Annotated in this window: 11 protein-coding genes; 10 read left to right on the top strand and 1 reads right to left on the bottom strand. The window is 68.4% G+C overall.

The annotated features are described in order from the left end of the window. Positions 1-42: 42 nt before the first annotated feature. Positions 43-1,125, bottom strand: a complete 1,083-nt coding sequence (hrcA, locus tag BUF17_RS09785; RefSeq protein ID WP_073628002.1) for a heat-inducible transcriptional repressor HrcA — start codon at positions 1,123-1,125, stop codon at positions 43-45. Positions 1,126-1,462: 337 nt separating this feature from the next. On the opposite strand from hrcA, the gene rph reads away from it, so the two are divergent. The 10 genes from rph to tsaB all read left to right on the top strand — a co-directional run bounded on the left by rph (position 1,463) and on the right by tsaB (position 13,961). Next, entirely contained in the window at positions 1,463-2,185 is a 723-nt protein-coding gene (gene rph / locus BUF17_RS09780; protein ID WP_073628000.1) for a ribonuclease PH, read from the top strand. An 8-nt stretch (positions 2,186-2,193) separates the two neighbouring features. Beyond that, positions 2,194-2,838 carry an RdgB/HAM1 family non-canonical purine NTP pyrophosphatase gene (rdgB, locus tag BUF17_RS09775; RefSeq protein ID WP_210215422.1) on the top strand — a complete coding sequence of 215 codons (645 nt, stop codon included), beginning with the start codon at positions 2,194-2,196 and terminating at the stop codon, positions 2,836-2,838. Positions 2,839-2,861: 23 nt separating this feature from the next. Continuing rightward, the gene (gene hemW, locus BUF17_RS09770; protein WP_084564356.1) at positions 2,862-4,085 is read left to right on the top strand and encodes a radical SAM family heme chaperone HemW; all 1,224 of its coding nucleotides are present in this window, start codon (positions 2,862-2,864) and stop codon (positions 4,083-4,085) included. 469 nt (positions 4,086-4,554) lie between these two features. Continuing rightward, positions 4,555-7,401 (top strand): [protein-PII] uridylyltransferase, encoded by a 2,847-nt coding sequence (locus BUF17_RS09765; RefSeq protein ID WP_073628330.1) that lies wholly within the window; start codon positions 4,555-4,557, stop codon positions 7,399-7,401. Between the two features lie 225 nt (positions 7,402-7,626). Next, on the top strand, positions 7,627-9,198 hold the full coding sequence (gene murJ / locus BUF17_RS09760) for a murein biosynthesis integral membrane protein MurJ (protein ID WP_073627998.1): 1,572 nt from the start codon (positions 7,627-7,629) through the stop codon (positions 9,196-9,198). A 109-nt stretch (positions 9,199-9,307) separates the two neighbouring features. Continuing rightward, entirely contained in the window at positions 9,308-10,354 is a 1,047-nt protein-coding gene (trpS, locus tag BUF17_RS09755) for a tryptophan--tRNA ligase (protein ID WP_073627996.1), read from the top strand. 172 nt (positions 10,355-10,526) lie between these two features. Beyond that, positions 10,527-10,892 carry a hypothetical protein gene (locus tag BUF17_RS09750; protein WP_073627994.1) on the top strand — a complete coding sequence of 122 codons (366 nt, stop codon included), beginning with the start codon at positions 10,527-10,529 and terminating at the stop codon, positions 10,890-10,892. 322 nt (positions 10,893-11,214) lie between these two features. Then, positions 11,215-12,417: a pyridoxal phosphate-dependent aminotransferase gene (locus BUF17_RS09745; protein ID WP_073627992.1), complete on the top strand. Its 1,203-nt coding sequence runs from the start codon at positions 11,215-11,217 to the stop codon at positions 12,415-12,417. Positions 12,418-12,677: 260 nt separating this feature from the next. Continuing rightward, positions 12,678-13,157, top strand: a complete 480-nt coding sequence (locus BUF17_RS09740; RefSeq protein WP_073627990.1) for a DUF992 domain-containing protein — start codon at positions 12,678-12,680, stop codon at positions 13,155-13,157. Between the two features lie 99 nt (positions 13,158-13,256). Next, a complete protein-coding gene (tsaB, locus tag BUF17_RS09735) occupies positions 13,257-13,961 on the top strand; it encodes a tRNA (adenosine(37)-N6)-threonylcarbamoyltransferase complex dimerization subunit type 1 TsaB (RefSeq protein ID WP_073627988.1) in 705 nt (234 codons plus the stop codon). The last annotated feature ends 27 nt before the right edge of the window (positions 13,962-13,988 follow it).

Raw genomic sequence — 13,988 nt, 5'->3', positions numbered from 1 at the left:
CGCCGGGTCGGGACGCCGCGGCCGGCAACGGGACGATGACGGTCAGCCGACGATCCGGCCGATCAGCTTGGCGGTGTAGTCCACCACGGGCACGATGCGGGCATAGTTGAGCCGGGTCGGCCCGATGACGCCGAGCACGCCGACGATGTGGTTCTCGGTGTCCCGGTAGGGCGAGACCACCAGCGAAGAGCCCGACAGCGAGAACAGCTTGTTCTCCGACCCGATGAAGATACGCACCCCGTCGCCGGATTCGGCGAGCCCGAGCAGATGGATGAGATCGCGCTTCTGTTCGAGGTCGTCGAACAGGAGGCGGATGCGCTCGATATCCTCCTCGGCCTTGAGATCGCCCAGCAGGTTGGCGCGGCCGTGGATGATGAGGGTGCCCGGCCGCTCGTCGCCGGCTTCCGACCAGACGGCGAGGCCGGTTTCCACCAGGCGCCGGGTGATCTCGTCGAGTTCGGCCTGTTCGGCGAGGCTGACGCGCTCCAGCTCCGACTTGGCCTCCGACAAAGTGCGGCCGCGGATGTGGGCGTTCATATAGTTGCTCGCCTCCACCAGCGCAGAGGACGGCAGGCCCGGCGGCAGTGTCACCAGCCGGTTCTCGACCGAGCCGTCGGAGCCGACGAGCACCGCCAGTGCGCGGGCCTGGTCGAGGCGGACGAATTCGATGTGCTTGAGCCTGAGGTCGGCCGTGCTGGTGATGACCATGCCCGCGCCGCGCGACAGGCCGGACAGCATCTGGCTCGCCTCTGTCAGCAGGCCCTCGTAGGTGCGCCCGCCGCCGCCGGTGCGGATCTGCGCTTCGATGCGGTCGCGCTCCTCGGTGGCGAGGTCGCCGATCTCCAGCATGGCATCGACGAAGAAGCGCAGGCCCCGCTGCGTCGGCAGCCGCCCGGCGGAGGTGTGGGGGGAAAAGACCAGGCCGAGCGCTTCGAGATCGGCCATCACGTTGCGCACGGAAGCCGGCGACAGCGTCATCGGCAGCAGGCGCGACAGGGTGCGCGACCCGAGCGGCTCGCCGGTATCGAGATAGGTCTCGACGATCCGCCGGAAAATCTCGCGCGACCGCTCGTCGAGGTCGATCACACTCGGCGACAACGGTTCGCGTCTGCGTTCGGCCGTCATCGCATCCTCTCGTTTCACATCAGCCCCACCCAAGGCCCTGACGATAATAAAGGATGCCGCGTGCGGCTCGGCAAGGATTCCCGCAAGGTTTCCTGCATGAAACGGTTCGCTCCACGCCGAAAATCCGCTTGCGGCGGCGCCGCTCGTCGCCGGCCGCTTGCCGCCGATGGGCTCCGGGCGGTAGAAGCGCGTGGATTTTCAGCGCAAGCGGTCCCGATCATCGCCCGGAGAAGCCGGCCTGGCCTGAGCCAGCCGCGCGTCGCGAGTGCCGTAAACGTGAAACAGGCCAGCCGCCGCTCGGGCGCCGCGGGCCAGACCGCAAAGGATACCTGCCTCGATGACGACGTCCCGCCCTTCCAAGCGCGCCGCAGACGAACTGCGGTCCGTGACCCTCGAGCGGGGCGTCACGCGCCATGCGGAAGGTTCCTGCCTCGTGAAGTTCGGCGACACCCATGTGCTGTGCACCGCGAGCCTTGAGGAAAAGGTGCCGCCGTGGCTGCGCGGGGGTGGCCGGGGCTGGGTGACGGCCGAATACGGCATGCTGCCGCGCGCCACCCACGAGCGCACCCGCCGTGAGGCCGCCGCCGGCAAACAGTCCGGCCGCACCCAGGAAATCCAGCGCCTGATCGGCCGCTCGCTGCGTGCCATCGTCGATCTCGAGGCGCTCGGCGAACGCCAGATCACCGTCGATTGCGACGTGATCCAGGCGGACGGCGGCACCCGCACCGCCTCGATCACCGGCGCATGGGTCGCGCTTCACGACTGCATCGCCTGGATGAAGGCGCGCGGCATGGTGAGCCGGCCGGTGCTGACCGACCACATTGCCGCCATCTCCGTCGGCATCCATGGCGGCCGGCCGGTGCTCGATCTCGATTATGTCGAGGATTCCGCCGCCGAGACCGATGCGAACTTCGTGATGACCGGTTCCGGCGGCCTCGTCGAGATCCAGGGCACCGCGGAAGGCAAGCCGTTCAGCCGCGACGAATTCCTGGCGATGCTCGACCTCGCCGAGGCCGGCACCCGCCGCCTCGTCGAGCTCCAGAAGCTCGCGATCCTCTGAGGCCCATCGTGACCCAACCCGCCCGCCGCCTTTCCGAACCGCGCCTCGTCGTTGCCACCCACAACAAGGGCAAGCTCGCCGAGATCGGCTTCCTCGTGGCGCCTTTCGGCATCGAGACGGTGTCGGCGGGCGCGCTGGGGCTGCCGGAGCCGGATGAGACCGAGACCACCTTCGAGGGCAACGCCCGGCTTAAGGCTGTCGCCGCCGCGACCGCGTCCGGTCTTCCGGCGCTCGCCGACGATTCCGGTCTTGCGGTCGATGCCCTCGACGGCGCGCCGGGCATCTATTCGGCGCGTTGGGCCGGGCCGGACAAGGATTTCGCGCGCGCCATGCGGAACGTGGAGGAAAAGCTCCAGGCCGCCGGCGCGGTGACGCCGGAGGCGCGGCGGGCGAAGTTCGTCGCGGCGCTCTGCCTTGCCTGGCCGGACGGGCACATCGAGACCTTCGTCGGCGAGGTGCACGGCACGCTGGTGTGGCCGCCGCGCGGCGAGCGCGGTTTCGGCTATGACCCGATGTTCCTGCCCGACGGCCACGACCGCACCTTCGGCGAGATGTCGAGCGAGGAAAAGCATGGACTGGACGCGGACGGCGGCGGACTGTCCCACCGCGCCCGCGCCTTCCGCCTGTTCGCCGACGCCTGCCTGAAGGCGTGACCCGGGAGGCACCGCACGAAGCGATGGACGCCGCCCAGGTCATAGGCACACAGGTCACAGGCACACAGGTCATCGACCAGACCGATCGCGCCGCAGGCGGCTCCGGCGAGGGGTTCGGCATCTACGTGCACTGGCCTTTCTGCGCGGCCAAGTGCCCCTATTGCGACTTCAACAGCCATGTCCGCCACAAGCCCGTCGACCAGACGCGGTTCGCCCGCGCCTTCGAGGCGGAGATCGCGACCGCCGGCGCACGGGTGCCGGGCCGGCGCGTGACCTCGGTGTTCTTCGGCGGCGGCACGCCCTCGCTGATGGAGCCTTCGACGGTCGGCACCGTGCTCGACGCCATTGCCGCCACATGGGCGGTCGACGCGGACGTGGAAATCACGCTTGAGGCCAATCCGTCGAGCGTCGAGGCAGGCAGGTTCGCCGGCTACCGCGCCGCCGGTGTCAATCGCGTCTCGCTCGGGGTCCAGGCGCTCGACGATGCGCCGCTGAGGGCGCTCGGCCGCATCCACGACGCCGCACAGGCGCGGGACGCCATCGCCATCGCCCAGCGGGTGTTTCCGCGCTCCTCGTTCGACCTGATCTACGCCCGGCCCGGCCAGACGGCCGCCGCCTGGGAAGAGGAACTCGGCCGTGCGCTGGCGATGGCCGGCGAGCACCTCTCGCTCTACCAGCTCACCATCGAGCCCGGCACGCCGTTCGCCGCCCTGCACGAGAAGGGCCGCCTCGTGACACCGCCCGACGACGAGGCCGCCGCTCTGTACGAACTCACCCAGGACATCTGTGCCGCCCACGGGCTGCCGGCCTACGAGATCTCGAACCACGCCCGGCCCGGCGCGGAAAGCCGGCACAATCTGGTCTACTGGCGGACGAACGACTATGTCGGCGTCGGCCCCGGTGCCCACGGCCGGCTGAGCCAGGGCAACGGCCGCTGGGCCACGGCATGCGAACGGCACCCGGAAAGCTGGCTCGAACGGGTCGAACGCACCGGCAGCGGCATCATCGACGAGACGGTCCTGACGGCGGAGGAAACCGCGGACGAGTTCCTGCTGATGGGGCTGCGGCTCGCCGAAGGCATCGACCTCGACCGCTACGCCGCCCTCGGCGGACGGCCGGTTCCCGCCGCACGGCTCGCCGATTTCACCGAGGAAGGGCTTATCCTCCGCCGGGCGAACGGACGGATCGCCGCCACCCCGCGCGGCAGGCTCGTGCTGAACGCCCTCGTCGCGGCGCTGGCCGCCTGAGCCCGGGCAGTTCCCGACGGCAAACGGGCGGCGCCGCGGTGGAATCGGCGCGTTCGGCAACCTAAATACCAGTGCCAAGCTGGTGTTTCCGCCGAGCGGCAGGCCGGATGCGGGCTTGCCAACCCCCAGAAGGGTGAAAAAGGCACCGGGATAGGCGCTGCACGCCGCAAAATCCGTTGCCGGGGGCCGCTGGAACGTGGGATCGGATGGCGCTGGACCCAAGGCCGCGATAGATTCTTGCTGACGCACCATGCGCAACCCGCGGGCGTCGCCAAGGCGGCCGGCGAGATGAGGCGGCCTCAGGAAAAGGAAGTCACGTCCGGGACGAAGCGGCACGGGATTTCGAAACACGAGAGCGCTTTCCGATCGATGCGATCGGACATAATCGCTCCGGAAAAAAGAGCTTGAGCATGGTGCGCCCGATCGGTTCGATCTGAGGACCATGCGGCAGGGACAGGACGGGATCGGGATGCACAAGATCGAGCCGCGACTGGCGGACCTGATCGATGTTGCCGCGCTGTCGGCCGATATCGACGGGATAACCGCCGGCAAAGGACCGGCGGAGTTCCGCCCGGCCCTGATCGCGCGGCTGCGCCAGGTACGCACCGCCGCCGTTGCCCGGGCCGGAGAATTGCTGAACGCCGACGGCAGCGGGCTCTCCTGTGCCCAGCGGCTCGCCTACCTGCAGGATGTGCTGGTCAGGCAGCTCGCCGAAGTGGCGATCGGCCGTGTCTTCCGCGTCGACAATCCCTCCAAGGCCGAGCGCGTCGCGGTGGTGGCGGTCGGCGGCTATGGCCGAGGCACGATGGCGCCGGGCTCCGACGTCGATCTCCTGTTCGTGCTGCCCTACAAGCGCACGCCCTGGACCGAGACCGTGGTCGAGTTCGTGCTCTACGGGCTTTGGGATCTGGGCCTGAAGGTCGGCCACGCCACCCGTACGGTCGACGAGTGCATCCGCCTGTCGCAATCCGACATGACGATCCGCACCGCCATCCTGGAAGCGCGGTTCGTGTGGGGCGACAGCGAACTGTTTCAGAGCCTGACCAGCCGGTTCGACCGCGAGGTGGTGCAGGGAACGGCGTCGGAGTTCGTCGCCGCCAAGCTCGCCGAGCGCGACGAGCGCCACAAGCGCCAGGGCCGCTCACGCTATCTGGTGGAGCCCAACGTCAAGGAGGGCAAGGGCGGCCTGCGCGACCTGAACACCCTGTTCTGGATCGCCCAATATGTCTACCGCGTGCGCTCCCGCGAGGATCTGGCTGAACTCGGCGTGTTCTCTCGCGCCGAACTCAATCTGTTCCGCAAGGCGGAGGACTTCCTCTGGGCCGTTCGCTGCCACCTTCATTTCGCGACGGGGCGCGCGGAGGAACGGCTGTCGTTCGATTTCCAGCGCGAGATCGCCATACGGCTCGGCTACACCAGCCATCCGGGCCTTCGCGACGTCGAGCGCTTCATGAAGCACTACTTCCTCGTCGCCAAGGACGTCGGCGACCTGACGTTGATCTTCTGCAACGCGCTGGAGGAGGAGCAGGTCAAGCAGGCCCCGGTGCTCAACCGCTTCCTCAACTCGATCGGCCGCCGCAAACGGCGCAAGCTGCCGGAATCGGGCGATTTCGTCATCGAGCACGAGCGGCTGAATATCGCCGACAAGGACGTGTTCGCCCGCGACCCGGTGAACCTCATCCGCCTGTTCCACCTCGCGGACCGCAACGGCCTCGAATTCCATCCGGACGCGATGCGCCTCGCAAGGCGCTCGCTGAAGCTCGTCGACGCCAAGCTGCGGGAGAACCCGGAGGCGAACCGGCTCTTCATCGAGATCCTGACCTCGCGCCGCGCGCCCGAGGCGGTGCTGCGCCACATGAACGAGGCCGGGGTGCTCGGCCGCTTCATTCCCGACTTCGGCAAGGTCGTGGCGATGATGCAGTTCAACATGTACCACCACTATACGGTGGACGAGCACCTGCTGCGCTGCATCGGCGCGCTGTCGGAGATCGAGGACGGCATCCACATCGAGAACCTGCCGATCGCGACCCGCCTGATGGCGGAATTGCAGAACCGCAAGCTGATCTATCTCGCGCTGTTCCTGCACGACATCGCCAAGGGCCGCCCCGAGGACCACTCCATCGCCGGCGCCCGCATCGCCCGCCGCCTCGGCCCCCGCTTCGGCTTCACCGCCGCCGAGACCGAGACCCTCGCCTGGCTGGTCGAGAACCATCTCGTGATGAGCATGGTCGCGCAGTCGCGCGACCTGTCCGACCCCAAGACCATCGCCGACTTCGCCGCGCTCGTGCAGAGCCCAGAGCGCCTGAAGATGCTGCTGGTGCTGACGGTCTGCGACATCAAGGCGGTCGGCCCGGGGGTCTGGAACGGCTGGAAGGCGCAATTGCTACGCACGCTGTTCTACGAGACGGAGCCGATGCTTGCCGGCGGCCACAGCCGCCTCTCCCACGGCGACCGCCTCATGGCCGCCAAGGCCGAGCTTGCCGACGCGCTCGTCAACTGGCCCGAGGCGGAACGCGCGCGCTACATGGAACGGCATTACGCGCCGTACTGGCTGCGCGTCGATCTGCCGGCCAAGGTCGCCCATGCCGAACTCGTGCGCGCCGCCGACCGCGAGAAGCGGCGCTTCGCCACCGCAGTCGAGGTGCACGCCCGCTTCGACGTGACGGTGCTGACCGTGCTCGCGCCCGATCATCCGCGCGTGCTGTCGGTCATCGCCGGCGCCTGCACGGTCGCCGGCGCCAACATCGTCGACGCGCAGGTGTTCACCACCACCGACGGCCTCGCCCTCGACACCATCGCGATCTCGCGGGAGTTCCAGGGCGACGACGACGAGTTGCGACGCGCCCGGCGCATCACCGACATGATCGAGCGGGTGTTGACCGGCCTGGAGACCATTCCCGAGCGCGGCGTGCGCAAGCTCGCCAACGGCAAGCCCAACGCCAAGCCGTTCAACGTTCCGACCGAAGTGCACATCGACAATGCGAGTTCCGAGCGGTTCACCGTGCTGGAGGTCGCCGGCCTCGACCGGCCGGGCCTGCTCTACGACCTGACCCGGGCGTTGTCGGACCTCAGCCTCAACATCGCCTCCGCCCATATCGCCACCTTCGGCGAGCGGGTGGTGGACGTGTTCTACCTGACGAGCCTGTCGAACCAGAAGGTGACCGCGCCTTCCACCCAGGCCGCGATCCGCCGCCGCGTCCATCAGGCGTTCGATGGCCCGCCCAAGGAGACGGCGCCGAAGGACGCCGCTGCCCGCGAGGCGACGGGCAAGGAACCGGCAGCGAAATCCAAGGACCAGCGCGCCGCGGCCGAATGAGCCTGGTCGCGTGAAGACGATCGCATGAAGACCATCGCACGAAGGCGGCGGCATCGAGGACGTGCGCGACGCCCCTTGTGGAACGTCGTGCGGCGGGAGTAAGCCTCACGGGCGCCGGGCCCGCCGTTGCCCGGCCCCCCAGACGGCGCGCCCGCCATGCGGGCTTCGGACCGGAGAATTCTGCGACGTGACGCTTATAAAGCCCCGGCCGGATACCGTTTCCCGATGAGCCTGCTGCGCAATTTCGCGACCGTCGGCGGCGCGACCCTGTCGAGCCGCGTGCTCGGCTTCATCCGCGATTCCTTCATCGCCGCAGCCGTCGGCGCCGGTCCGGTGGCGGAGGCCTATACGGTCGCGCTGCGCCTCGCCAACATGTTCCGCCGGCTGTTCGCGGAGGGGGCGTTCGCCTCCGCCTTTGTGCCGCTGTTCGCCGGAAAGCTGGAGGCGGAGGGGGCGGAAAGCGCCCGCGCCTTCGCCCGCGAGACGCTGGCGGCGATGGGAATGCTGCTTCTCGTCGTCACCATCGTGGTCGAGATCTTCATGCCGCAGGTGACGTTCCTGCTGGCGCCCGGCTTCGCGAGCGATCCGGAGAAGTTCGCGCTCACGGTCGCGCTCAGCCGCATCGCCTTTCCCTATCTCGCGCTGATTTCCCTCGTCACGCTCTATTCCGGCGTGCTGAACGGCCTCGACCGTTTCGCCGCGGCGGCGTTCGCGCCGAGCCTGCTCAACGCGGTGCTGATCGGCGCGCTGATCTTCGTGTTCTTCACCCATGCCGAGGGCACCGTTACCGCCGGCTACTGGCTGACGTGGGCGAACATCATCGGCGGCGTGCTGCAGCTCGTGGTGCTGGTGGTGGCCTCCGCCCGCGCCGACATGCACCTGTCGCTGATGTGGCCGCGGCTGACGGCGGGGGTGAAGCGGCTGTGCGTGCTGGCCGGCCCGAGCATCATCGCGGGCGGCGTGGTGCAGATCAACGTGTTCGTCGGCACCGTGATCGCCTCCACTCAGGAAGGCGCGGTCGCCTGGCTCTATTATGCCGACCGGGTCTACCAGCTGCCGCTCGGCGTCGTGGGCATCGCCATCGGCATCGTGCTGCTGCCGGATATCGCCCGGCGCGTGCGCGCCGGCGACCTGGAGACGGTCAACCACAGCCTGAACCGCTCGCTCGAGTTCGCGATGGTGCTGACGCTGCCGGCCGCCGCCGCGCTCGTCACCGTGCCGCTGCCGCTCACCATAGGCCTGTTCGAACGCGGCGCCTTCTCGGCCGCCGACAGCGTAGCGACCGCCTCCGCCCTTGCCGCCTTCGGCGCCGGCCTGCCCGCCTTCGTGCTGATCAAGGTGTTCCAGCCGGCGTTCTTCGCCCGGCAGGATACCCGGACACCGATGTGGTATTCGGCCATCAACATGGTCGTGAACGTGGTGCTGAGCCTCGCCCTGTTTCCGGTGTTCGGTCATGTCGGCGTGGCGATGGCGACGTCTGCGGCGAGTTGGCTGAATGTCGTGCTGCTCTATTCCGGATTGCGCCGGGCCGGGCTGTTCTCCTTCGACCGGCGGCTGATCTCGTCGCTCTGGCGCATCGCCGCGGCGACCGTGCTGATGGCGGCGGCGCTGGTCGGCCTCGCCTACCTGCTGGCGCCGCTCACGGCGCGCGGCGGCTGGCTGCGGATCGAGGCCCTCGCCGGCCTCGTGGTCGGTGGCGGCGTGGTCTACTGCCTCGCCGCAATCGCGTTCGGCGCGATCCGGCGCAGCGAGATCGCCCGCGTCCTCAAGGGCCGCAGGGGCCGGGGAAAGACCTGATCGACCGTCGTACCGCGGCGCGGACGGCGCCATTCCTCACTCCCCGGCTTGCGCCGGGCGGCCGGCTTCGCCATAACCCGCCGGTCCTCGCAACAAGGTCGACCCGGTCATGACGACGTTCGAGCCCCGCGTGTTCTCCGGCATCCAGCCGACGGGCAACCTGCATCTCGGCAACTATCTCGGTGCGCTGTCGCGCTTCGTGCCGCTGCAGCGCGAATATAATTGCATCTATTGCGTGGTCGATCTCCACGCGATCACCGTCGCGCAGGACCCGGTCGAGCTCACCGCTGCCATCCGCGAGGTCACGGCGGCCTATCTCGCCGCCGGCATCGATGTGAAGAGGCACATTGTCTTCAACCAGTCGCAGGTGCCGGCCCACGCCGAACTCGCCTGGGTGTTCAACTGCGTGGCGCGGATGGGCTGGCTCAACCGCATGACCCAGTTCAAGGAGAAGGCCGGCAAGGACAAGGAGAACGCCTCGGTGGGCCTGTTCGCCTATCCGACGCTGATGGCGGCCGACATCCTGGTCTATCGCGCGACCCATGTGCCGGTCGGCGAGGACCAGAAGCAGCACCTGGAACTGACGAGGGACATCGCCGCGAAGTTCAACAACGACTTCTCGGCCCGGATCGCCGCGCTCGGACATGGCGACGGCTTCTTCCCCATGCCGGAACCGCTGATCCAGGGACCGGCGACGCGGGTGATGAGCCTGCGCGACGGCACCAAGAAGATGTCGAAATCCGACCCGTCCGACTATTCGCGCATCAACCTCGTGGACGACGCGGAGACCATCGCGCTCAAGATCCGCAAGGCCAAGACCGATCCGATGGACCTGCCGTCAGAGCCGAAGGGCCTCGAGGGGCGGCCTGAGGCCGACAATCTCGTCGGCATCTATGCCGCGCTGTCCGGACAGGCCAAGGAAGCGGTTCTCGCCGAGCACGGCGGCAAGCAGTTCTCGGCCTTCAAGCCGTTGCTCGCCGACCTCGCGGTGGAGAAGCTCTCGCCGATCGCCGACGAGATGCGCCGCCTCAAGGCGGACCCCGGCTATATCGACGGCGTGCTGGCCGACGGCGCCGAGCGCGCGGCGGCGATCGCCGGCCCGGTGGTCGCGTCCGTGAAGGAGATTCTCGGGATGCTGGCGACCCGCCGGGCCTGATGCAAAACCTTTGTTAGCCAAATTCAATGGCCCAACTGCAACACCGACCGTTTTAGCGCAGTCGGGTGTCGTTTCGGGCGCGCAAGTTCTGCTATATGAATCGGATATGGGACTGGTTGGGCGTGATCGCGTTTCAGGATCGCTCCGGAGCCGTGGACTGACGGAGGAGATTATGCGGGCTGCATTCCACCTCGATACCGCGCCGCGGCGTGCTTTCGCGGGTGTCGTCGTCGCCGTGATGGCGACGGTTTCGGCGCAAGCGGTGTCGGCGCAGCCGGCGTCCGGCACGGCATCGACCTCGTCCGAGATCACCATCAACAAGCCCGGCACCGGCGGTTATGTCGGCCCCTACGGCCAGTCGCTGCCCGGCGTGTTCATGAACCAGGGGCAGCCGTCCCGTGGTCCGGATCCGCTGAAGGAGTTCGGCTCGCCCTATAGCTGGGTCGCGCCGCTGCCGATCATCGCCAACGATGCGAACCCGACCCCGTGGACCGACGAATATCACGGGCAGGTCGGTCCGGGCGTGATCCCGTTCTGATCCGGCTTCGGCCCTCTCCAACGGCTCCGCGACGCGGGGCCGTTTTCGTTTGTCCCGAAGCGGGTCCGATCGACGGGAACCGCTCCGGTTCCATCCCCGCAAGCGTGGTCCTGCCGCTCAGATCGGTTTAATCCGGACCGAACATGCTCTAGGATCCGGACGTGAAACCGGGTGGGCTCCATGCCCTCCGCCGGTTTCTGCCGCCCTGGCTCCCGCCTTCCGTTCGAAACCGCGATCGGCCGCGGGCTTCGCGCTACCCGCCCGAGGGAATTCCCCCCGAGGGTGCCGCACCCGGCCGCACGCACAAATGCCGAGGAAAGAAATGGGCTTCATCGCCGATGCGCTTTCGCGCGTGAAACCGTCCGCCACCATCGCCGTCACCAACAAGGCCGCCGAGCTCAAGCGGGCGGGCCGCGACGTGATCGGCCTCGGCGCAGGCGAGCCCGATTTCGACACGCCGGAGAACATCAAGGAAGCGGCGATCAAGGCGATCCGCGACGGCAAGACCAAGTACACGGCCGTCGACGGCATCCCCGAGCTGAAGGAGGCGATCGCTGCCAAGTTCGCCCGCGAGAACAATCTCGCCTACAAGCCGTCCCAGGTCAGCGTCTCCAACGGCGGCAAGCAGGTGCTCTACAACGCGCTCGTCGCCACCCTGAACCCGGGCGACGAGGTCATCGTGCCGGCGCCCTACTGGGTGAGCTATCCGGAGATGGTGCTGCTGTGCGGCGGTACCCCGGTGGTCGTCTCGGCCGGCGCCGAGAACGGCTTCAAGATCACCGCCGAGGCGCTCGAAGCGGCCATCACGCCGAAGACCAAGTGGCTGATCTTCAACTCGCCGTCCAACCCGACCGGCGCCGCCTATACCCGCGCCGAGGTCAAGGCGCTCACCGACGTGCTGGTGCGCCATCCCCATGTGTGGGTGATGAGCGACGACATGTACGAGCACCTCGTCTATGACGACTTCGTCTTCACCACCCCGGCCGAGGTCGAGCCCTCGCTGATCGACCGCACCCTCACGGTCAACGGCGTTTCCAAGGCCTATGCCATGACCGGCTGGCGCATCGGCTACGGGGCAGGTCCGGACTCGCTGATCAAGGCGATGGCCAAGGTGCAGAGCCAGTCGACCTCCAACCCGTCGTCGATCTCGCAGTGGGCGGCGGTCGAGGCGCTGAACGGCACCCAGGACTTCATTCCGAAGAACGCGCTCCTGTTCAAGGATCGCCGCGATCTCGTCGTTTCCATGCTGAACCAGGCGCGCGGCATCCAGTGCCCGACCCCGGAAGGCGCTTTCTACGTGTTCCCGTCCTGCGCCGGCACGATCGGGCTCACGGCCCCGTCGGGCAAGGTGATCGAGAACGACGAGGCGTTCGTGACGGAACTCCTCGAAGCGGAAGGTGTCGCCGTGGTCCAGGGCTCCGCCTTCGGCCTCGGCCCGTTCTTCCGCATCTCCTACGCGACGTCGAACGCGGCGCTCGAGGAATCCTGCAAGCGCATCCAGCGCTTCTGCGGCAACCTGCGCTGATCCAGTCGTTTCGGCCGGCGGTCGTGGCCGCCGGCCGGTGCAACCTGAAGCGCGCCTTTGCGGATTATCATGGCCCGCGCCCTGCAGATGCCGCACGCTGGCCGCCGTGTGCCATCCATTTGCAAGCACACGATCTTTTCGGAAAATCCGGTTCCCGTCTTCCGGGTGCCTGTTCTAGAAATCGCATCGCGTCCGTTGTGCCGATTCCGGATGACCCGGCGGCGGAGCGCCACGATCAACCTGCGAAGGAGTTCACCTCCATGACGATCCGCCTTGCGACCGCAGCCCTCGTGGCCGCCGCCCTGCTCACCACGCCCGCCCTCGCCCAGGAAAAGCGCGTGAACGTCGGCGTGCTGACCTGCAAGGAAGGCACCAATGTCGGCTTCATCGTCGGCTCGACCACCAAGCTCACCTGCGAGTTCAAGCCTGCCGGCGGCGGCAAGGTCGAGCACTATGACGGCCAGATCTCGCAGTTCGGCGTCGATATCGGCGAGACCAAGGCGACGCAGATCGTATGGGGCGTGTTCGCGCCCTCGACCGGCGGCCTTGCCCCGAATGCCCTGACCGGCGAATATGGCGGCCTGACCGCCGAGGCGACGGTGACGGTGGGTCTCGGCGCCAACGTGCTGATCGGCGGCTTCTCGCGCTCGATCGCGCTTCAGCCGCTTAGCACGCAGGTCCAGGAAGGCTTCAACATCGCCGCCGGCATCGCCGCGCTGAAGCTGAAGCCCGCGGCCTGATCCGGCTTGCCGTCCGGCGCGGCCACGGGCGAGCCGGACGGCAACTGAACGATGGAGCACATCCGTGCTTCACGCGCGAAGCACGGGGGTGCTCCGAACATGCGCATCCTGGCCCTCGACACCGCAGGCTCCGCCGCCTCGGTCGCCGTGCTCGATCTCTCCGGCGGCGTTGCCGCAGCGGGCGAGCGGCTGGTCGTACGGTTCGATCCCTCCCCCACCGGCCATGCCGAACGGCTGATGACGATGATCACCGAGGCGATCGGCGATCTGTCGCTGGTGCCGGCGGATCTCGACCGGATCGCCGTGTCGCTCGGCCCGGGAAGCTTCACCGGTGTGCGGATCGCGGTCGCGACCGCCCGCGGGCTCGCCTTTGCGCTGTCGCGCCCCTTGATCGGCGTCGGTTCGCTGGAGGCGATCGCCGCGGCAAGCCGTGCGGCCCATCCCGGCCTGCCGGTGATCGCCGCCATCGATGCCAAGCGCGACACCCTCTATCTTCAGGGCTTCGACCATGCCGGCGCGCCGCTCGGCCCGGCGCGGGCCGTTCCGCTCGCCGAAGCCGCAGCGCTGGTGCCCGCGGGTGCGGTTCTGACCGGTTCGGGGGCCGATATCCTGGCCGATCTCTCCCGCCGCGCCGGGCTCGCTACCGGGCCGGTCGAACCGGGCCGGATCGTGGAGGCCGCTACCATCGCCCGGATCGCGGCCGCGCGGACACCCGAACCGGTGGCGCCGGAGCCGATCTATCTGCGGCCGCCCGACGCCAAGCCGCAGAAGCGGCTGCCCGGCTTGCTGGCGCCCGGCAGCTAGCGCGGTTTCCTTCAGACGCGCGGCGAT

Origin of the sequence: Pseudoxanthobacter soli DSM 19599 (genome assembly GCF_900148505.1) — a bacterium.
In the GTDB taxonomy this organism is placed as follows: Bacteria; Pseudomonadota; Alphaproteobacteria; order Rhizobiales; family Segnochrobactraceae; genus Pseudoxanthobacter; species Pseudoxanthobacter soli.
The sequence above is the reverse complement of the archived record's forward strand: the minus strand, read 5'-3'. Positions and strand labels throughout refer to the sequence as shown.

Excerpts from the sequence above, each read along its gene's own strand:
- trpS (WP_073627996.1), top strand. The coding sequence starts at position 9,308 with ATGACGACGTTCGAGCCCCGCGTGTTCTCCGGCATCCAGCCGACGGGC.
- murJ (WP_073627998.1), top strand. The coding sequence starts at position 7,627 with ATGAGCCTGCTGCGCAATTTCGCGACCGTCGGCGGCGCGACCCTGTCG.
- BUF17_RS09765 (WP_073628330.1), top strand. The coding sequence starts at position 4,555 with ATGCACAAGATCGAGCCGCGACTGGCGGACCTGATCGATGTTGCCGCG.
- tsaB (WP_073627988.1), top strand. The coding sequence starts at position 13,257 with ATGCGCATCCTGGCCCTCGACACCGCAGGCTCCGCCGCCTCGGTCGCC.
- hemW (WP_084564356.1), top strand. The coding sequence starts at position 2,862 with ATGGACGCCGCCCAGGTCATAGGCACACAGGTCACAGGCACACAGGTC.
- hrcA (WP_073628002.1), bottom strand. The coding sequence starts at position 1,125 with ATGACGGCCGAACGCAGACGCGAACCGTTGTCGCCGAGTGTGATCGAC.
- rph (WP_073628000.1), top strand. The coding sequence starts at position 1,463 with ATGACGACGTCCCGCCCTTCCAAGCGCGCCGCAGACGAACTGCGGTCC.
- BUF17_RS09745 (WP_073627992.1), top strand. The coding sequence starts at position 11,215 with ATGGGCTTCATCGCCGATGCGCTTTCGCGCGTGAAACCGTCCGCCACC.
- BUF17_RS09740 (WP_073627990.1), top strand. The coding sequence starts at position 12,678 with ATGACGATCCGCCTTGCGACCGCAGCCCTCGTGGCCGCCGCCCTGCTC.
- BUF17_RS09750 (WP_073627994.1), top strand. The coding sequence starts at position 10,527 with ATGCGGGCTGCATTCCACCTCGATACCGCGCCGCGGCGTGCTTTCGCG.